A 19206-nucleotide genomic window follows, 5' to 3' on the forward strand; every position below is an offset into this window, starting at 1 on the left:
ACACGAAAACGCCCCGCCGCCGGCACCACCGCAGACAGGGTGAGGGGAGCGCACCGCGACGAGGAGGCCGCATGTGGGATTTCGCTACCGAGCCCGACTACCAGGACCTGCTGGACTGGGCAGACGGCTTCGTCCGTGACGAGGTCGAGCCCTTGGACCTGGTGTGGCCCCACCTGCAGTTCACACCGCTGACCCCGGAGCGCCGCAGCATCGTCGACGACCTCAAGCACCGGGTCCGGTCGAAGGGTCTGTGGGCGACCCATCTGAGCCCCGAGCTCGGCGGGCAGGGCTACGGTCAAGTGAAGCTTGCGCTACTCAACGAAATTCTCGGCCGGTCAGCGTGGGCGCCTGTCATCTTCGGCTGCCAGGCACCCGACACTGGCAACGCCGAGATCCTCGCCCACTACGGCACACCCGACCAGAAGGAACGCTATCTGCGCCCGCTGCTGGACGGAGAGCTGTTCTCGAGCTACTCGATGACCGAACCGCAGGGCGGCGCCGATCCCACGCAGTTCACCACGCGCGCGACCCGCGACGGTGACCACTGGGTGATCAACGGGTGGAAGTTCTTCTCCTCCAACGCCAACACCGCGTCGTTCCTGATCGTGATGGTGGTGACGAACCCGGATGTGAGCCCGTACCAGGGGATGTCGATGTTCCTGGTGCCGACGGACACCCCGGGGGTGGAGATCGTCCGCAACGTGGGCCTGCACGGCGAGCCCGAGGGTCAGGGCAGCCACGCACTCATCCACTATCGCGATGTGCGCGTGCCGGACTCGGCCCTGCTGGGCGGCGAAGGGCAGGCCTTCGTGATCGCCCAGACCCGCCTGGGCGGTGGCCGCATCCACCACGCCATGCGCACGATCGGGCTGGCCCGCAAGGCGGTCGACATGATGTGCGAGCGAGCGCTGAGCCGCAGGACCGCCGGGAGTCTGCTGGCCGACAAGCAGACAGTGCAGACCTACATCGCCGACAGCTACGCGCAACTGCTGCAGTTCCGCCTGCTGGTCCTGTACACGGCGTGGCAGATCGACAAGTACAACGACTACAAGAGGGTGCGCAAGGACATCGCCACCGTGAAGGTCGTGATGCCGACTGTTCTGCACGACATCGCCTGGCGCGCCATACAGGTGCACGGCGCACTCGGGGTCAGCAACGAGATGCCGCTGCTGTCGATGGTGACCGGCGCGGCTGTCCTGGGGCTGGCCGATGGGCCGACCGAAGTACACAAGACCACCGTCGCCAAGCAGGTGCTGCGGGCCTACTCGGCCAGCGACGACGTGTGGCCGTCAGAGTGGCTGCCGCGCAAGCGAGACACGGCGCGGGAATGGTTGGCCGAGCACCTCGAGCGCGATATCGGCAATCAGTGACCGCTCACGCCATGAGTTCGACGACCGTGGCGTTGGCGGTGCCGCCTCCCTCGCACATCGTCTGCAACCCGTAGCGAATGTCGTTGTCGCGCATGTGGTGGATCATTCGAGTCATCAGCACCGCCCCCGACGCGCCGAGCGGGTGGCCGAGAGCGATGGCGCCACCGAGTGGGTTGAGCTTCGTCTCGTCGGCGCCGGTGTCGGCCAACCACGCCAGCGGCACCGGCGCAAACGCCTCGTTGACCTCGAACACTCCGATGGCATCGAGATCCAGGCCGGCCTTGTGCAGGACCTTCTCCGTCGCCGGGATCGGCGCGGTCAGCATCAGCGTCGGGTCGGCCCCGGTGACCGCGCCGGCGCGATAACGCACCAGCGGCGTGACGCCCAGGTGCACCGCATTCTCCGCCGTCGTCACCAGCAGAGCGGCGGCGCCGTCGGAGATCTGTGAGGAGTTACCGGCGTGGATCACCCCGTCGTCGGTGAATGCCGGCTTCAGGGCCGCCAGCTTCTCCGCGGTGGTACCGCGCCGAATGCCCTCGTCAGCAGCGATGACCTCGCTCTCGGTGAACACGGGCATGATCTGGTCGATGAAGGCGCCGCTGTCCTGGGCGGCGGCCGCCAGTTCGTGCGAGCGTGCGGAGTATTCGTCGAGGCGTGCGCGCGAGAGGTTCCAGCGGCGGGCGATCATCTCCGCCGAGAGGCCCTGGTTGAAGGAGAAACCGTCGTATCTGGCAAGCACTTTGGGCCCATAGGGCATGCCGGAGGCGCGCGCTGAACCCAGCGGTACCCGGCTCATCACCTCGACTCCCCCGGCCACCACCACGTCCTGCTGGCCCGACATCACGGCGTGTACGGCGAAATCGAGCGCCTGCTGGCTGGACCCGCAGGCCCGGTTCACGGTGGTGCCGGGGATGCGCTCGGGCCAGCCAGCCGCCAGCACGGCGAACCGCCCGATGTTGCTCGACTGATCACCGACCTGCGACACACAGCCCCAGATGACATCGTCGACGAGCTCGACGTCCACACCCGTGCGCTCGAGCAGTTCGTTGAGTACGAGCGCCGACAGGTCAGCCGCGTGCTGTTCGGACAGTCCACCGTTGCGCTTGCCGACTGGTGTGCGCACCGCACCGACGATGACGGTCTCGCGCATGGCTTCCGCTCCCCTCTGGGCGAGGATGCCGCCCGTGCGAGTTCGGCTCGAAACTACACGCCCGCCGCCCGCTACGAACCGTGGTCGACGGTCAGGTCACGCCGGCTCGTAGCGCAGCATCGTGACATCGTGCTCGGGGTAGTCACAGAACACCGGCCGTACCCGCATGCCGATCGTGATGTCGGGCGGCTCGACGTTGACCAGCTCGGTCGAAAATCGGGGCCCCTCGTCCCATTCCACGATCGCGAGCAGCGCAGGCACCGCGTCGGCGAAATGCGGACCGACAGGTCGACGCGCCACGGTGTAGGTGTACAACGACCCCATCCCCGAGATCTCGCGCCACTGGAGATCGTCGGTGAGCGTGCGCGGCGCGAGGACCCTGGGATAGAACACATACGACTGCGACGACGGCGAGTACTGAATCATCACGCGGTGCGCAGCCAACGCGTCCCAGAACGGGGCCGTGGTCGGCGTTTTCACCGGCATCGGCCGTTGGAACGTCATGTCGCTTCAGTCTCCTTCCAGCACAAGGGTGGTCTGCTCGGACAGGATGCCGCCGTTGCCCGACACGAACGCCCGGTGGCAGTCGGCGACCTGCGCCGCCCCGGCGCGGCCCATGATCTGCCGCGCCGCATCGCACACGTGGTGCATACCGCCTGCCGTGCCCGCCTGACCGAAGCCGAGTTGACCCCCTGCGGTGTTGAGCGGGAAGTCACCGCGGAACGTCAGGTCGTGCTCGGTGACGAACTGCATTCCGGTCCCCTTCTCGCAGAAGCCGGCATCTTCGAGGCTGAGCAGGACCGTGATCGTGTAGCAGTCGTAGATCGACACCATGTCCATGTCTGCTCGGCTGCGCTCCGCCATCGTGAACGCCGTCTCGGCGGCGCGGATGATCGGCGTGTGCAGCAGATCCTCGGCGTAGGTGGGCGTCTTGTAGGGCACCTGCTCACCGAACCCCGTGATCCAGACCGGCCTGTTCGTCGCACGTGCGGCGACATCGGTATTGGCCACCACGACGGCGGCGCCGCCCAGGCAGGGCATCACGATCTCGAGCATGTGCAGCGGGTCTGCGATCACCGGGCTGGCCAAGACGTCCTCGATGGTCAGCGGCGTGTCCTTCCAGATCGCACCCTCGGTGTGGTTGGCGTTGACGCGCTGGTCGACGACGATCTTCGCCAGCGCCCGTTCGTCGTAGCCGTACACCGACGCGTAGCGCTGAGCCACCTGACCGTAGGGACCGTTCTGCCCGAGGTTGCCGTAGGGGATCTCGAATTCGGCCTGCGGCGAGCCGAACTGGTTGCTCGAAGCACCGAAGAACACCGCATCGGTCAGCGGCCGCGGCCGCCGCTCCGACATCGGGGTCAGATAACGCGCCGGGATGGCGCACACCACGACATCGCAGATGCCGAGCTCGATCGCGGCCGCAGCGCGCCACACCATCGCGGCGGCGCTGGCCCCGCCGAGGTCGACCAATTCAGCGAAATTGGCTCGCACACCCAGATATTCGGCAATCGTCGACGGAACGAAGATCTCCGACTCGGCGAGGTGGGTGGTCACGATGCCGTCGACGTCCTCACCCGACAGTCCCGCGTCGGCCAGGGCCGCAGCGGCGAGCTGCGCCCACTGCTCGATCATGAACGGGGCGGCGCTCGCTCCCTTCATCCGTTCCGGCGGCAGCTCGACATATCCGACGATGGCAGCCTCGCCACGCAGGCCCATGTGTTCTCCTGTCGATCAGCGACGGGGTAGCCCGAGAATGAACTGCGCGATGATGTTGAGCTGGATCTCCTTGGTCCCGCCGCCGATCAACTCGGCCGGCAGGTGGAAGTACTGCTCGATCAGCGACGTGCCGTCGACGTCGCCGCTTTCCAACAGTCCTGCGGGAGCTGACAATTCGAGGGTCGCGTTGAATGTGCGGCGCAGCATCACGTTCATCGCCACTTTGGCGACGCTGGACGCGGGACCGGGCGCCTGCCCGTCGAGCAGGCGCATCACCTCGCGCACCGCCAACACCTTGATCGCGGTCGCGTGCGCGTCGGCGTCGCCGAGTGCGGCGAGCACCTGGATGTGATCGGGCCCGCCGCGGCCGGCCAGGGTACGCAGGATCGCGGCACGGTCGTCATTGACGTAGGCGCTGATCGCGACCCTCTCCTGCGCCATGGTCGAGATCGCCAGCCGCCAGCCGTCTGTCGGATCACCGAGCAGCATGTCGTCGGGGACGAAAACGTCGGTGAGGAAGACTTCGTTGAAGTGCGCCTGACCGGTGGCCTGCCGGATCGGCTGCACATCGACGCCCTCGGAACGCATGTCGACGACGAAGTAACCGATGCCCCTGTGCTTGGCCGCGTCGGGGTCGGTGCGCGCCAGCAGGGCGCCGTAGTCGGCGGTGTGCGCCGAGGATGTCCAGATCTTGTGCCCGCTGACCCGCCACCCCCCGTCGACTTTGGTGGCGCGTGTCGTGAGCGACGCCAGATCCGAGCCCGCGCCGGGTTCGGAAAACAGCTGACACCAACCCAGTTCACCGCGCAGCGTCGGCGGGATGAGCGCCGCAGCGACGTGCGCGGGGGCTGCACTGATCAGCGACGGCAGGATCCACTCTGCGATACCCAGGGAAGGACGCACCAGCTGGGGCCGTTTCGCGAATTCTTCGTCGAGGATCAGCTGCTGACGAGTGGTGGCGTCGACGCCCCACGGCCCGGGCCAGTGCGGGGCGATCAGCCCCTCGTCGGCCAGCAGGGTCCGCTGCGGACCGGTTGCGAGGTTCGGATAGTCGCCCTGACGACCGGGCCGGTCGTTGCGCAGCGCGGCGGCATCGTCGAGCACCGTCGCCACGAAGGCGCGGAAATCCGAGTCGAGATCACCGAGTTTGACTGACACGTCGCGACTTTCGGTGCGTGTCAGTTCACCGAGCTGGTGGGCATGGCGACTGATCGGTCCGATCGATGCGGCGAGGCTGGTGGCCTTGCGCCAGTAGAGGTGCAGGTCGTGTTCCCACGTGTAGCCGATCGCGCCGAACATCGTCAACGCGTCGAGCACCAGACCCGGGGCGGGGCCTATCGACATCAAGGCCGCAGTGCCGCTGGCGATCCTGTTCTGCGCAAGCGACTCTGACGCCGAGCGGGCGGCATCCCAGGCAGCCGCGGTGGCGAGCTCACTGTGCACCAGCAGCATGGCCGCCTGATGCTGCAGGGCCTGGAAGGCTCCGATCGGTTTACCGAACTGTTCGCGGGTGCGCAGATGCGCGGTCACCGCCGTCACGCACCACCGGATGAGACCGGACGCGGTCGCCGCGGTCAACGCCAGCGACAGGCACTGCGCGCGGGTGTCGTCGATTCCGGTCAATCGGCTCTGCGCCGGGCAGGGATAGTCGTCGAGCCTGAGCACACCCACGTCCACGGTCTTGTCGGTGCCGTCGAGCGGTGTGACGTCCGCGCCAGCGGCCGTCGGGTCGACGATCAGCCACAGCGTCCGGCCCGCGGACCGCGCGGTGACCAAGATGACCTGCGCCGAGCAGAGCCCTGGCGTCGCCGTCGTCGTGCCGCTCAGCGTCCAGCCGTCGTCGGTCGCGGACGCCCGCAGCACGTCGCGGTCGGCGACGACCGCCGCAGGTATTCCCTCCGCGAGCCGGGTCAGAAGCTCTCGCACGGCTGGACTGTCGTCGGCGAGCATGGCGACGGTTCCGGCGATCATCGTCGACAGCACCGGACCCGGCAGCATCGCGGTGGCGGCGGCCTCGAGCACGCAGGCGGCGTCGAGAACCGTGCCGCCGCCACCACCGCACTGCTCAGGTAGGTGTACGGCGTGAAAGCCGTTGCCGGTGAACTGATCCCACCATTGGGGAGGCTCGCCAGCCGTCAGCGAATCGAAGGCGGCGCGGGTCTTGTCGATCGGCGCGTGCCGTGCCGCGAAGTCAGAGACCGCTCCGGCGAGTTGCGCCTGCTCCGGGGTCAGACCGATCGACGCCGCGACTGCCACTGCCCCACCCTTCTGAGAAGCCACCGCCAACTTCACGAGACGGAACGTCTCGTCTTGTGGGACACTACGGGCGCGATCCCGGCATGTAAAGCCGCCCGACGAGGCTCGACAGGAGGCAGACAGACATGGCCACGACGGTCAACGCGCCTCGTCGACGCAGTGAGAAGTCCCGTCAGGCGATCGTCACGGCAACGCGCGAACTCCTGCTTCTTCGCGGCTTCGACAAACTGACCATCGAAGCGGTGGCGGCCCGCGCCGGGGTGGGCAAACAGACGATCTACCGCTGGTGGCCGAGCCGGCACGCCCTGGTCGCCGACGTGATCCTGGCCGACGCCGATCGCATCCTGCGCCCGGTGCCCGCCACCGCGGACGTCACGGCGGACCTGTGCTCCTGGGCCGTCGAACTCGCCGCCGCGCTGACCACTGCCCGAGGCAACGCGATGCTGAGGATCTTGACCACCGCAGGCATCGAACATCCGGAAACCGCGCAGCGGTTGCGCGCGGGTTTCTCCACTCCCCTGCACGACACGGTGCGCGACCGATTGCGCGGCCATGGCTTCGCGGAAGCGACTGCCGCGGATGCGACCGACGCGATCGTGGGCGGCATCGTCTACGCCGTACTGACCGAAGGTCGGGCGTTCCCCACCGACCGCGCACAGACGATCACGCGAACGGTGCTCGCCGGGCTGATCAGACGGTGATCCCCCACGCCCGCGGGCACCAACGGCGATGATGGACCCATGGTCGAGCTCAGTCGCACCCGCACCGTCGCCGCGCCCGCGGCGCAGGTGTGGGACCTGCTGACGGACTTCGGAAGCCTGGCCCGGTGGGCCACCGGCGTCGACCACTGCTGCATGCTCCGCGACACCGACCGCCCGCCACGGGTGGGTTCGCAGCGTCGCGTGCAGGTCGGTCGCGACACCCTGCTGGAGACGATCAACGAGTTCGAGCCGCCTATCGTGCTGGGCTACACCATCGACGGTGTCCCCCAGGGCTTCTCGGTGGCCAACCGATGGGTGCTGCACCCGCGCGACAACGCGACCGTGGTCACGTTGACTTCCACGGTCTCCGCCACTGCCCCGCTCATAGGCCCAGTCGCCGAGCGCGTGCTGGCCCGGCTGCTGGCTCGACGTTCCGAAGCGCTGCTGCAGTCGTTGTCCGAAGCACTCGAAAGGCTCCCGTCATGACATCCCCGCGCCCGGACATCGTGATCGTCATGACGGATGAGGAGCGGGCGGCGCCACCCTACGAGCCACCTGCGCTGGCCGCCTGGCGCCGGGAGATGCTGCCCGGACGAGCCTGGTTCGATGCCCACGGCGTGCAGTTCGTCCGCCACTACACGGGCTCGTTGGCGTGCGTGCCGAGCCGACCGACGATCTTCACCGGGCAGTATCCCGATCTGCACGGTGTCACCCAGACGGACGGGATCGGCAAGGCCCACGATGACTCCCGGCTTCGCTGGCTGCGTCCCGGTGACGTGCCCACGCTCGGCAACTGGTTTCGCGCGGCCGGCTACGACACCCACTATGACGGCAAGTGGCACATCTCCCACGCCGATCTCGTCGACCCCCGCACCGGCCGATCGCTGGTCACCAACGACGAGGACGGCGTGGTCGACCCGGACGCGGTTCAGCGATATCTGGATGCCGACCCCCTCGGCCCCTACGGCTTCTCCGGATGGGTGGGCCCAGAACCCCACGGCGCCAGACTGTCCGACGCCGGCATCCGCCGCGACCCGCTGATCGCCGACCGCGTGGTCTCCTGGCTGGAGGACCGCTATGCACGGCGGCGACGCGGCGACGCAGAAGCCCTGCGCCCGTTCCTTCTCGTCGCGAGCTTCGTCAACCCCCATGACATCGTGCTGTTCCCGGCGTGGTCGCGGCGCAGTCCGCTGCGCGCATCCCACCTCGATCCGCCACCTGTGCCGCCTGCACCCTCAGCCGACGAGGACCTGTCCGCAAAGCCCGCCGCCCAGATCGCTTTTCGGGAGGCGTACTACTCGGGGTACGGCCCCAGCAGGGTGATTCAGCGCACCTACGAACGCAACGCGCAGACCTACCGGGATCTCTACTACCGTCTGCACGCCGAAGTCGACGACCCGATCGACCGGGTACGCCGCGCCGTCACCGAAGGCGGATCCGAGGACGCGGTGTTGGTGCGCACCGCCGATCACGGTGATCTGCTGGGTGCGCACGGAGGGCTGCACCAGAAGTGGTTCAACCTTTACGACGAGGCCACTCGCGTGCCGCTGGTCATCGCCCGCGTCGGACGCTGCTCGTCGACGGCTCGCCCCGTGAGTGCGCCGACCTCCCACGTCGACCTGGTGCCCACCCTGCTCTCCGCTGCCGGCGTCGACGTGCCGGCCCTGGCGACAACACTCGCCGAATCGTTCACCGAGGTACACCCGTTGCCCGGCCGGGACCTGATGCCGGTCGTCGACGGTGCGGACGCCGACGGCACCCGTGCGGTCTACCTGATGACGCGTGACAACGTCCTGGAAGGTGACACGGGAGCGTCCGGCGTGGCCCGCATGCTGAGATTGACCGCCGCGGTGCCTCGACCGCTGCGCATCCGCATCCCGGCCCACACCGCCGCGAATTTCGAGGGCCTGGTGCTGCGTGTCGACGAGGACACCGCGCCGAACGGGGCGGGCCATCTGTGGAAACTGGTTCGCTCCTTCGACGACCCAGCCACGTGGACGGAGCCGGGGGTGCGGCAGCTGGCGGCGACGGGCATGGGCGGGACTATGTACCGATCGGACCCACTCGACGACCAATGGGAGCTCTACGACCTCGACGCCGATCCCACCGAGATGCACAACCGGTGGACCGATGAGGACATCCTCGAGCTGCGCGCTACCTTCGGACTCAGCTCAAAACCGTTCGCGCGGCAGCAATCCCCGAGAGGAACAACCCGTGGCCCTATGCCCGGCGTCGGTCGCCGCGAGGTAGGGATGGGGGTCGTCTACTCCGCCGGGGCTGAACCGTCCGGCCGCTGAGAACGCGGCACGAAGAGGCCGTCGCGGAGCAGCGCGTCCACCGAACGCTGCCACCGCTCGAGTTGCACCGGTTCCGTCAACGGCGCGGGAAGATGCCGATCGACGTGCGCTCTGAGGCTGATCGCACCGAGTGCGAGCACGATTGCATTGATCGCAGCCCAGGTGACGTCGACATCCGGGCGTACCTCGCCGCGGTCGATGCGCTGCTGCCACCGAGCCACGCCCACTCCGATCAGGGCGTCGAAGAGCCGAGCCCCCACGGGGCTGCCGTCGACCATCGCCCGGCTCAGATAGGCGGCGACCTCCGGGTACTCGTTGAAGATTCCGGTCACGCGCCCGCCGATCTCGGCCACCGAATCGACGGGTGGTTCCGGCAGCGGCCGCGCCATGGACGACACCACCAATTCGAGAACGAACTCGTCGACCGCGGCGATCAGACCGGCTTTGGTGGCGAAGTGATGCTGCACCAGACCGAGCGACACTCCCGCGGCGGCGGCCACCCCGCGCATCGTCGTCGCGGCCGTGCCGATCTCGGCGAAACTGCGCAGCGCGGCCTGCCGAATTCGCTCGACGTTGCGGGGTTCGTCAGATCTCCCGCTGCGCGTGTCAGAGGCCACCGGGTAACCGTAGACAACTCGGCACGGGCGACGGACACCATACATATGTATCGTCATTGCCATACATGCGTATCGTCGTCGTCGACGGGGAATACGTGAGGGCGAGAAAAGGGGTGTGGCCATGAATCCGATATCGATCGAGGAAGTTCCGTGGACCGCGCCGTGCACGCGCGATCCCGACCGTTGGACCACGGCCACCGACGAAGGTGCCAAGGAGTTGTGCCGGTCCTGCCCGCGCAGATGGCAGTGCGCCCGTGAGGCCTGCGTGACGCCTGGGGCCGTCGGATTATGGGCAGGCATCGTGCTGCCCGAAGGTGGCCGCAATCGGCAGTTCGCGCTCAAGCAGTTGCGTTCGCTGGCCGAACGCAACGGCCATCCCGTTCGGAAACGCTGACTTCAGTCAGCGGGACCGTTCGGTCGGTTCCGGCGAGCTCGGTTCGTTCCGCTCTGCGGTCGCGCCGACGAAATCGTCGATCAGGTCGATGACGGCATCGGGCTTCTCGACGTGCGGAAAGTGCCCCACTCCGGGGAGCACCGCGAGGCGGCAGGACGGACGAACCTCGGCGAGGGCGCGGCCGTGCTCGACGGGGATGATGTGGTCGTCGTCGCCCCAGATCACCAGTGTCGGCAGCTCCGAAGTCAGATACAACCGGTTCAACGCACTGACCGCCTGTCCTCGATAGTCGACCACCGACCGCAGAGTGCGTAGAAAAGCCTGCCTGGTCTGGGAGTCCGACAGCGACGAATACGCGCTCCACATCTCCGCGCCCCGCGGCGACTGGATGCTGTGCGCCGAGAACCAGCCCCGAATCGCATTGCCCACCCGCACCACGGGCGGCGGCGCGATGACAGGCAACAGGAACTCCGCCCCGGGCGCGGACAGCAAGCGCAGCGTCCACCCGACGTCCTGCCCCAAGCCGCCGCTGCTGATCAGGATCAACCGGCGGCAGTACTCGCGGTGCTGGTAGGCGAACTGCATCGCGACACCGCCGCCCAGCGACTGGCCGACCACCGTTGCCTGGGCAATGCCGAGCTCGTCGAGGAAATCACGCAGACCGACCGCGAAGGCGCCCAGCGAGTAGTCGCTGCGGGGCTTCGCGGACTGGCCGTGGCCGAGGAGGTCAGGGGCGATCACGCGGTAGCGCTTGGCCAGCCGCGGGATGACCGACCGCCACGTGTCGGAGCTTCCTGCCATCCCGTGGATGAGAAGCAGCACGTCATCCCCGCTGCCCTCGTCGCGGTAGGCCAGTCGATCGCCGTGGAGATCGAGAAACTTGACGTCGCTCATGACTAGAAAGTTCCCCTGCCGGCCGGCTTCATGCGACCCATCGTCGCAGAACACACTCTGCGGCACTGGGGTGACCGCGATCACGCGGAGGCAGGTTTTCCGGCATTGACGAGCGGGTAACTTCCGTCGCGACACGCTGGGAAGCCGGCAGCCGGAGGAGGAAGTCATGGCCACGAGGCCTCACAACGTCAGCGCCGACGATCCGTTCAACGAGGCGGTGGCCACGACCGGGCTGTTCTTGCTGATCTCGGCGATCATCGCGCTCGCATTCGCGCTCGCCAGCTGGGGTCTGTCGGAGACGCTGTTGGCCCTGCTGTCCGGGGCGGTCGCGCTGTTGAGCTTCGTGGCGAGCATGTTCTGCTTCACCTCGCAGGCGCGCGAACCTGCGCCCGTCGAGGTCTCCGCCTGACCCTCACCCGTGTAATCGCGCGGCGTCGATGCCGTATTGCGCGATCTTGCGATACAGAGTCGCCCGGCTCATCCCCAGATCCCGTGCCGCATCGGCCATCGTCGACGCGCCGTTGCTCAGCACCCTGACGATCTCCCCTCGTTCGAACGTTTCGATCCTCGAGAGCCGTCGGGTGTTGCCGGCCAGGACCTCCGACGGCAGGTGACCGACGTCGACAACGTCGGTTCGACTCACCGCATTGCGCACCACGGCAGCCAGCTGGTCGGCGTTGCCCGGCCATCCGTAGCTCTGCAAGGCACGCGCGGCGGGCGCGGTGAACGCGACGTCACGGCCGCGGGCCCGACGGGCGATGTGGGTCGCCAACGCCACCACGTCGTCCGCGCGTTCGCGCAGCGGCGGTACCTCGACCACCGTGTCGACCAGTCGAGCGAGCGCGGCGGGGATGTCGGTGAAGCGCTCGGCCGTCACCGCGAATGGCACCCCGGACTGTCCGCTCGCCTGAGCGACCAGGTCGCGGAGCCGCTCGGCCGCCCAGGCAGGCAAAAAGTCCACGTCTCGGACGATCACCGCGGTGTGGGCCTTGCCCAGCTCCGGGGTCCACAGGCCGAGCCACGTCGGCACGTCGTCGGGCTCCGGCGCCCCCGCGGAGAGGATGCGATCCCGCGGATGCGCGCGGCGCGCCGCCTGGCCCAGCGCGGTGGCGCGGCCAGCCCCTGGCTCACCGATCGCGACGACGATGTTGCCGGCGGACATCGCATCCGCGGCATGGGTCACCGCGGCGGCCCATGCCGGCCCCAGCGAGGTCGACGTCCCTGAACTCGGTTCCAGGCCAGGCACTTCGACGCGGAACACGTCACCGCGCGGCGTCGGCCGGACCCGCCGGCCCGAGTCCCGGGCCAGCATCATCGCCGCGGTGTTGCTGGCCGCGGACCGGGCCAGCGCGAGCAGAAGATCGGCCGACGAATCCGACCAGGTGGTGAGATTGACGCTGCCCTCGAGGCGGCCCGACGCAGGATCGAGCACCGGAACCGCCGCGCACGTGAACCGGTTGAGGCTCAACGCATAGTGCTGATCGGCGCGCACCAGCGTGGGTGCTCGATCCGCCAGCGCGAGCCCGAGTCCGTTGGTCCCGACATCGCGCTCCGAGTAGGCGAAACCAGGTGCGAGGTGCACGTCGTCGAGAGCCTGCTGCAGACTGCGGTCGCCGGACAGCCGCGACAGGACGACGCCCTCGGAGTCGGTGAGCATCAGGCTGATGGGCTCGTTGGCGAGGGTGCGGTGCAAGTCGCTCAGCACCGCATTGCCGCATTCGAAGAACAGCGAGCCGAGGTCCTCGGTACCGGTGAAGACCGGCTCGACCCCGTCGAGCGAGATGCCGTAGTCCTCGCTTCGCTGCCAGGAGGCAAGGAGACGGTCCGGCACCTGACCCCGCGACGGGGTGAGGGCGCCTACCCGCGCTGGCAGTCCGTCCGGCATGTGATCCACGTTACAAAATTTGCCCGCCTCCCGCTGTAGACGCAGGTGGGACGACGTCTCAGATTGAGACGCCGTGGATCTGCCCGAGCCCGAGGTCGCGGCCTAGCCTCGCTGACAGCGATGTGACAACCCTCACATCGGTCCGCTTGAAGGAGATCCATGTACACCAAGGACGGCAACAGCTACTTCATCGTCGACGCCCACATCGCGTTGTGGGACGCCCGGCCGGAGAACCAGCGCAACATCCACGGGAAACAGTTCATCGACTGCTTCTACGACTACCACCGAAACCTCTCTCCCGAGTCCGAGCTGTGGAGCTACGAGGACTACCTGTACCAGGGCGGCGACCGGTTGATGCGCGACCTGTTCGAGCTCGGCTACGTCGACCACGCGATCTTCCAGCCCGCACACCTCGGCGAGTTCTACTACAAGGGCTTCGGGCAGACCGCCGAAGCGTCCGACCTGGCCAAGGCGCATCCGGACAAGCTGACCTACAACCATCATTTCGACCCGCGCAACGGCGAGATGGGACTCGAGCAGCTGCGCCTGGACGCCGAGAAGTACAACCTGAAGGGCGTCAAGCTCTACACCGCCGAATGGCACGGTGAGTCCCGCGGCTGGAAGCTCGACGACCCGTGGGCCTACCGGTATTTCGAGGTCTGCCGCGAACTCGGCATCCGCAACATCCACGTCCACAAGGGACCGACGATCCGCCCGCTGGACCGTGACGCCTTCGACGTCGCCGACATCGACCACGTCGCCTCCGACTTCACCGACCTGAACTTCGTGGTCGAGCACTGCGGCCTGCCCCGGCTCGAGGACTTCTGCTGGATCGCCACCCAGGAACCCAACGTGTACGCCGGGCTCGCCGTGGCGATGCCGTTCATCCACACCCGCCCGAAGTACTTCGCGCAGATCATGGGTGAGCTCCTCTACTGGGTGGGCGAAGACCGGATCTCCTTCTCTTCCGACTACGCGCTGTGGACACCCAAGTGGCTCGTGGAAGCGTTCGTTGACTTCAACATCCCCGGCGACCTCGGCGAGTACCCGCAGATCTCCGTCGAGCAGAAGAAGAAGATCCTCGGCCTCAACGCCGCGAAGCTCTACGAGATCCCGGTCCCGGCCGAGCTGGCGCTGCCCGACGCCGACGAGCCGTCGGTCGGCCCGCGTGGCGCCGACGAGATGGCCAACGCATGAGCCGCGACACCGAGGCGATGGCCGCGCTGTCCGCCGTCGTCGATCCCGAACTCGACGAACCGATCACCGACCTGGGGTTTGTCCGCTCGCTAGTGGTGTCCCCGTCGGGCAACGTCAAGGTCAACCTGCGGCTGCCGACGTCGTTCTGCTCGCCGAACTTCGCCTACCTGATGGCATCGGACGCCAAAGACGTTCTCACCGAACTGGAGTGGACGCGGCAGGTGGTCGTCGAACTCGACGACCACCACGATTCGGACATCATCAACGCCGGCCTGGCCAGCGATGCGGGGTATCGCGGCACGTTCGGCCATGAGGCCGAGGATTCGCTCGACGATCTGCGGATGACGTTCAAGCGAAAGGCCCACACCGCGGCGATGGAGCGCTGCCTGACCGCGCTGCTGCGGTCCGACGCGTCCCGGTCGGAGGAGTCGATGGGATCGGTGCGCATCGGCGACCTGCCGGCCTGCACCGAGACCGAGGCGCTGTCGAACCGGCGGTCGGCACTCGGATTGTCCACCGCACCGGAGGAATTGGTGCTCGTCGACGAGTACGGACGTCCTTTCGAGGACGTACCGATGGCACTGCGACGGGCCCGTTCGACCCGCATCTCGATCGACGGCAACGCCCATTTCTGCCGCGGACTGCTGCGCACCCGCTACGGCGACGAGCCCGACACCTTCTTCCCCCTGTCCACCCTGATGCCCGATCTGCAAGGAGCCCACTGACATGTCCACCATGCGAGCCGTCCAGGTGGTCGGTTACCACCAGAACCTGGAGATGACCGAGCTGCCCGTGCCGACACCGTCGGGCCCGTTCGACGTCGTCGTCAAGATCGGAGGAGCCGGAGTGTGCCGCACCGACCTTCACATCCTCGAGGGCCAGTGGGCGGAGAAGTCGCAGGTGCAGCTGCCGTACACGATCGGTCACGAGAACGCGGGCTGGGTCGCGGCCGTCGGATCGGCAGTCACGAATGTCGCCGAGGGCGACAAGGTCATCGTGCATCCGCTGATCACCTGCGGGCTGTGCCGGGCGTGCCGGTCCGGTGACGACGTCCATTGCGAGGCAAACCAATTCCCGGGCATCGACACCAACGGCGGATATGCCGAATACCTGAAGACCTCGGCGCGCAGCGTCGTGCGTATCGACGACTCGCTGGAGCCCTCGGACGTCGCCGCGCTGGCCGATGCGGGCTTGACGGCGTATCACGCGGCCGCGAAGGCAGCCAAGCGGCTCGGGCCGCGAGACCGGGTCGTGGTGATAGGCGCAGGAGGCTTGGGCCACATCGGGATTCAGGTCCTCAAGGCGCTGTCACCGGCCGAGCTGATCGTCGTGGACCGAAACCCCGAGGCGCTCAAGCTCGCCGAGGCGATCGGAGCCGACCACGGGGTGGTGGCCGACGGCTCGCAGGTCGACCAGGTTCTGAGCCTCACCGGCGGGAACGGTGCCGAAGTGGTGGTCGACTTCGTCGGCGAAGGCGGAGCGACGGCCGAGGGGGTGGCCATGCTGCGCCGCGCGGGCGACTACCACGTCGTCGGATACGGCGAGAACATCGACGTTCCCACGATCGACATCATCTCGACGGAGATCAACTTCATCGGCAACCTGGTCGGCTCGTACAACGACCTGTGCGACCTGATGGCGCTGGCCGCCCGAGGCGCGGTGAACCTGCACACGCAGAAGTACGCGCTCGACGACTTCCAGTCCGCCATCACCGATCTCGACAACGGCAACGTCCGCGGCCGAGCCATCCTCATCCCATAGAAAGGCGCGATCCGCGTGATTTTCATTGTCGTGAAGTTCCGCCCCAAGCCCGAGCACGTCGAGGAGTTCCCGCAGCTGGTCGCCGGATTCACTCAGGCCACCCGAGACGAACCGGGCAACATGTGGTTCGAGTGGTCGCGCAGCCTCGACGACCCGTCCGAGTACGTCCTGGTCGAGGGGTTCCGCGACGGCGACGCCGGCAAGGCGCACGTCAGCGGCGAGCACTTCGAGAAGTTCGTCGCCGAGGCGCCGGGGTGGCTGGCATCGACGCCGCTGATCATCAGCCGTGAGATCGATGCGACCGGCTGGTCGGAGATGGGCGAGATGAAAGTCGGTTAGCGTCCTGCCATTCTCTGACAAGGGGGACGCTACAGTCCGGCTGCGACCTGCCAAAGCTGTTCTAGTTCTGCACGATTGCCACGCAACGTTGTGGGCACGACATCGGTGGCGCCAGCGTCGAGGTAAGCCTGCAGCCGGCGCGATACCGTTTCGGCGGTGCCGACGGCGGCCAGATCCGCCACGCCGTCGACTCCTTCACGGGCGATCACCGCTTGATACGACGGGATGGTCGCATAGAAGGCCAGTTCCTGCGCCGCATACGCGTGGGCCGCGTCGGTGTCGTCGTCGATCACTACGGGGACCATGGCGATGACCCGCGGTTGCGGACGACCGGCGTCGCTGGCTGCCTTCGCGATCGACGGGGCGATGAATTCGCCGATGGTACGCGGCCCCGCCAGGTAGGGCAGGGTGCCGTCGGCCAGTTCGCCTGTGACGCGTAGCGCCTGCGGCCCCATCGCGGCCACGTAGATGGGCAGTGGCGCTCCCCCCGGTACGTCAACGGGCCACTCCGGACTGGCGGTGACCTCACTGCCGTGGAAATCCACGGCGCCGTCGTCGAAGATCGACCGCAGCACCGTCAGGTATTCGCGCAACCGCCGCACCGGCTTGTCGACGGTGATGCCAAATGCCTGAGACTCGACCGACGGGGCGCCGAGCCCAAGCCCGAGACTGAAATTGCCATGCGACGCGGCCTGGGCAGTTTGTGCGGCAGCCGCAACGATCAGCGGGTGCCGCGGGTTGATGGGCACCACCGACGTGCCCACTCCGAGCCCGGGCACCGCCGCCCCGATCAGTCCCGCAAGTGCAATAGCGTCATAGTCGACGCGCTGCGCGAGCCAGACCTCTCGGACGCCGGCATCGTAGGCGGCCTGCGCCTGCGCTATCGCGTCGTCGATAAGGTTCGGTGCAGTCCGGTCCGGGGTCAGCACAACTCCATGAGGCATACCCCCGCCAACCCATCCGACGGTTGCAGATATTCCGAATGGAGTGCGGGCGGTGGGATTCGAACCCACATGTTCTTTCGAACACGGGCACCTAAAGCCCGCGCGTAAACCAGTTTCGCCACGCCCGCATCGGGTGCGATCGTACCAATCTTGACTTGTCAGACGCTGCACCTAGTTTTGCCTCAGGAGGTGGCGGTTCATGACCAGATCGGTCGAAGAGTTCGAGCAGGTCAGACGTCTCGTCGCGGCAGGGCTCAATGATTGTGCAATTGCCCGCCTCACCGGGGTTCCCCGCGGGACCGTTCGAGATTGGCGGCGCCAACCACCAGCGAGCTTGATTCACGCAAATCCACGGTCGCCATGCGGAACGCTGCACGATTTCGACGCTCTGCCCGAGGGGGCATACGCGTACCTTCTCGGGATCTACCTGGGCGACGGTTGGATCTCGCGAGGCCCTCGATCGTGGCGTCTGCGCATTGCCTGCGACACCAAATATCCCGCCATCATCGACCGCTGCCGTCAGGCAATTGATGAAGTGATGCCGGGTCAAACCGCGTCCGTGGTGAAGAGGAAGAGCAACTGCGTCGACGTAAGCAGGTATTCGCAGCACTGGCCATGCCTGCTGCCGCAGCACGGGCTGGGTCGTAAGCACCACCGGCGCATCGCGCTGGAACCGTGGCAGCAGGCAATCGTGGACAACGAGGCAGAGGAGTTCGTCCTCGGGCTCCTGCACAGTGACGGGTGCCGTGTCGTCGCGAACGATCGCGGTGTCTTCAGCGTGAGGTACCACTTCAGCAATCGGTCCGAGGACATCATCGGCTTGTTCACCGCTGCGCTCGATGTGCTCGAGATCCCATGGCGGCGATCCGACAAGTACACGGTGTCCATCTATCGCAAGGCGGCCACCGAGCGCCTCGATGAGTTCGTCGGGCCCAAGGACAGCGCGGTACCGTTGAGCAGTGTCCACTACGCGGCGTAGGAGGCCGGCGCTCATCCTGTTGGTGATCGCCGCTGCCTCGGGCTGCCTCGCGTTGGCGTGGTGGCAGTGGACACGCTTCGAATCGACCTCCGGCGACTTCCAGAACCTGGGATACGCGCTGCAGTGGCCGGCCTTCGCGGGCTTCTGCGTCTACGCCTACTTCAAGTTCGTCCGCTACGAGGACGCGCCGCCCACCCTGCAGAACACGGACGCGCCCACCGAGATCCCGGCGGGTCTGCTCCCCGAGCGCCCGAAGGCAGCGACCACCGAAGCCGATGTGACGCTGCGTGAGTACAACGCCTATCTAGCTCAACTCGCCAGAATCGATGGCGACGACAAGACAGGAACCGGTACGTGACCGCACCCGACTCGCCCTCGCCGATTGCTTCCGTCGACACCGTCCGCAAAGCCCTGACCGGCTACCGGGTCATGGCGTGGGCGACGGGCGTCTGGCTGATCGCGCTGTGCTACGAGATGGTGATGAAGTACGGCTTCGGCGACGACTCGCTGGGCTGGATCGCCGTCGTCCACGGCTGGGTGTACTTCGTCTACCTGCTCTTCACGGCCAACCTCGCGGTGAAGGTCCGCTGGCCGATCGCCAAGACCGTCGGCATCCTGCTGGCAGGCACGATCCCGCTGGTGGGCATCATCGTCGAGCATTTCCAGACGCAGAACATCAAGGACCAGTTCGGCCTGAGCTGAG

General features: G+C 67.2%; 20 protein-coding genes, 1 tRNA gene and 1 pseudogene. 13 read left to right on the forward strand and 9 right to left on the reverse strand.

What is annotated here, in order from left to right:
- The first annotated feature begins 71 nt into the window (after positions 1-71).
- Complete coding sequence (locus ACZYYX_RS26115; protein WP_463817683.1) at positions 72-1370, forward strand: acyl-CoA dehydrogenase family protein; 1299 nt, start codon at positions 72-74, stop codon at positions 1368-1370.
- Between the two features lie 4 nt (positions 1371-1374).
- Here the strand turns inward: ACZYYX_RS26115 and ACZYYX_RS26120 are convergent, their stop codons facing one another.
- The 4 genes from ACZYYX_RS26120 to ACZYYX_RS26135 form a co-directional block, all read right to left on the reverse strand.
- The gene (locus tag ACZYYX_RS26120) at positions 1375-2520 is read right to left on the reverse strand and encodes a thiolase family protein (protein ID WP_463817684.1); all 1146 of its coding nucleotides are present in this window, start codon (positions 2518-2520) and stop codon (positions 1375-1377) included.
- 96 nt (positions 2521-2616) lie between these two features.
- Positions 2617-3024, reverse strand: coding sequence for a Zn-ribbon domain-containing OB-fold protein (locus tag ACZYYX_RS26125; RefSeq protein WP_463817686.1), 408 nt, complete (start codon positions 3022-3024; stop codon positions 2617-2619).
- 6 nt (positions 3025-3030) lie between these two features.
- Positions 3031-4239, reverse strand: coding sequence for a thiolase family protein (locus ACZYYX_RS26130; protein WP_463817687.1), 1209 nt, complete (start codon positions 4237-4239; stop codon positions 3031-3033).
- Between the two features lie 15 nt (positions 4240-4254).
- A complete protein-coding gene (locus tag ACZYYX_RS26135; protein WP_463817689.1) occupies positions 4255-6495 on the reverse strand; it encodes an acyl-CoA dehydrogenase family protein in 2241 nt (746 codons plus the stop codon).
- 125 nt (positions 6496-6620) lie between these two features.
- On the opposite strand from ACZYYX_RS26135, the gene ACZYYX_RS26140 reads away from it, so the two are divergent.
- The 3 genes and pseudogenes from ACZYYX_RS26140 to ACZYYX_RS26150 all read left to right on the forward strand — a co-directional run bounded on the left by ACZYYX_RS26140 (position 6621) and on the right by ACZYYX_RS26150 (position 9477).
- The gene (locus ACZYYX_RS26140; RefSeq protein ID WP_463817690.1) at positions 6621-7196 is read left to right on the forward strand and encodes a TetR/AcrR family transcriptional regulator; all 576 of its coding nucleotides are present in this window, start codon (positions 6621-6623) and stop codon (positions 7194-7196) included.
- A gap of 39 nt (positions 7197-7235) precedes the next feature.
- Positions 7236-7682: an SRPBCC family protein gene (locus ACZYYX_RS26145; protein WP_463817691.1), complete on the forward strand. Its 447-nt coding sequence runs from the start codon at positions 7236-7238 to the stop codon at positions 7680-7682.
- Positions 7679-9477, forward strand: a pseudogene (locus ACZYYX_RS26150) (sulfatase-like hydrolase/transferase). The gene ACZYYX_RS26145 and the pseudogene ACZYYX_RS26150 overlap by 4 nt, the downstream one beginning before the upstream one ends.
- Here the strand turns inward: ACZYYX_RS26150 and ACZYYX_RS26155 are convergent.
- Positions 9460-10110: a TetR/AcrR family transcriptional regulator gene (locus ACZYYX_RS26155; RefSeq protein ID WP_463817692.1), complete on the reverse strand. Its 651-nt coding sequence runs from the start codon at positions 10108-10110 to the stop codon at positions 9460-9462. The pseudogene ACZYYX_RS26150 and the gene ACZYYX_RS26155 sit on opposite strands and share 18 nt — an antisense overlap.
- A gap of 121 nt (positions 10111-10231) precedes the next feature.
- On the opposite strand from ACZYYX_RS26155, the gene ACZYYX_RS26160 reads away from it, so the two are divergent.
- Positions 10232-10504, forward strand: coding sequence for a WhiB family transcriptional regulator (locus ACZYYX_RS26160; protein WP_463817693.1), 273 nt, complete (start codon positions 10232-10234; stop codon positions 10502-10504).
- A 6-nt stretch (positions 10505-10510) separates the two neighbouring features.
- On the opposite strand, the gene ACZYYX_RS26165 is transcribed toward ACZYYX_RS26160, so the two are convergent.
- Positions 10511-11398, reverse strand: coding sequence for an alpha/beta fold hydrolase (locus ACZYYX_RS26165; protein WP_463817695.1), 888 nt, complete (start codon positions 11396-11398; stop codon positions 10511-10513).
- A 166-nt stretch (positions 11399-11564) separates the two neighbouring features.
- Between ACZYYX_RS26165 and ACZYYX_RS26170 the strand changes: the two genes are divergently transcribed.
- Entirely contained in the window at positions 11565-11807 is a 243-nt protein-coding gene (locus ACZYYX_RS26170; protein WP_463817697.1) for a hypothetical protein, read from the forward strand.
- Between the two features lie 3 nt (positions 11808-11810).
- On the opposite strand, the gene ACZYYX_RS26175 is transcribed toward ACZYYX_RS26170, so the two are convergent.
- Entirely contained in the window at positions 11811-13283 is a 1473-nt protein-coding gene (locus ACZYYX_RS26175; RefSeq protein ID WP_463817698.1) for an AAA-type ATPase lid domain-containing protein, read from the reverse strand.
- A 159-nt stretch (positions 13284-13442) separates the two neighbouring features.
- Here ACZYYX_RS26175 and ACZYYX_RS26180 point away from each other — a divergent pair, with 159 nt between their 5' ends.
- The 4 genes from ACZYYX_RS26180 to ACZYYX_RS26195 are packed head-to-tail and all read left to right on the forward strand — an operon-like array spanning position 13443 to position 16580.
- Positions 13443-14480: an amidohydrolase family protein gene (locus tag ACZYYX_RS26180; protein ID WP_463817700.1), complete on the forward strand. Its 1038-nt coding sequence runs from the start codon at positions 13443-13445 to the stop codon at positions 14478-14480.
- Positions 14477-15205 (forward strand): iron-sulfur cluster assembly protein, encoded by a 729-nt coding sequence (locus tag ACZYYX_RS26185; protein WP_463817702.1) that lies wholly within the window; start codon positions 14477-14479, stop codon positions 15203-15205. Before ACZYYX_RS26180 ends, ACZYYX_RS26185 begins: the two co-directional genes overlap by 4 nt.
- Before the next feature lie 10 nt (positions 15206-15215).
- The gene (locus tag ACZYYX_RS26190; protein WP_463817779.1) at positions 15216-16241 is read left to right on the forward strand and encodes an NAD(P)-dependent alcohol dehydrogenase; all 1026 of its coding nucleotides are present in this window, start codon (positions 15216-15218) and stop codon (positions 16239-16241) included.
- A gap of 15 nt (positions 16242-16256) precedes the next feature.
- On the forward strand, positions 16257-16580 hold the full coding sequence (locus tag ACZYYX_RS26195; protein ID WP_463817704.1) for a putative quinol monooxygenase: 324 nt from the start codon (positions 16257-16259) through the stop codon (positions 16578-16580).
- Between the two features lie 29 nt (positions 16581-16609).
- On the opposite strand, the gene ACZYYX_RS26200 is transcribed toward ACZYYX_RS26195, so the two are convergent.
- Both ACZYYX_RS26200 and ACZYYX_RS26205 read right to left on the reverse strand, forming a co-directional pair.
- Positions 16610-17524, reverse strand: a complete 915-nt coding sequence (locus tag ACZYYX_RS26200; RefSeq protein ID WP_463817781.1) for an LLM class F420-dependent oxidoreductase — start codon at positions 17522-17524, stop codon at positions 16610-16612.
- A gap of 44 nt (positions 17525-17568) precedes the next feature.
- Positions 17569-17652 (reverse strand) — tRNA-Leu (locus tag ACZYYX_RS26205).
- A 431-nt stretch (positions 17653-18083) separates the two neighbouring features.
- Here ACZYYX_RS26205 and ACZYYX_RS26210 point away from each other — a divergent pair.
- The 3 genes from ACZYYX_RS26210 to ACZYYX_RS26220 are packed head-to-tail and all read left to right on the forward strand — an operon-like array spanning position 18084 to position 19205.
- Complete coding sequence (locus ACZYYX_RS26210; protein WP_463817706.1) at positions 18084-18503, forward strand: hypothetical protein; 420 nt, start codon at positions 18084-18086, stop codon at positions 18501-18503.
- Entirely contained in the window at positions 18484-18861 is a 378-nt protein-coding gene (locus ACZYYX_RS26215) for a hypothetical protein (RefSeq protein ID WP_463817707.1), read from the forward strand. Before ACZYYX_RS26210 ends, ACZYYX_RS26215 begins: the two co-directional genes overlap by 20 nt.
- Positions 18858-19205 (forward strand): DUF3817 domain-containing protein, encoded by a 348-nt coding sequence (locus tag ACZYYX_RS26220; RefSeq protein ID WP_463817708.1) that lies wholly within the window; start codon positions 18858-18860, stop codon positions 19203-19205. The genes ACZYYX_RS26215 and ACZYYX_RS26220 overlap by 4 nt, the downstream gene beginning before the upstream one ends.
- Position 19206 lies beyond the last annotated feature (1 nt).

The sequence above is a fragment of the Mycobacterium sp. IDUB_1 genome, assembly GCF_055419625.1.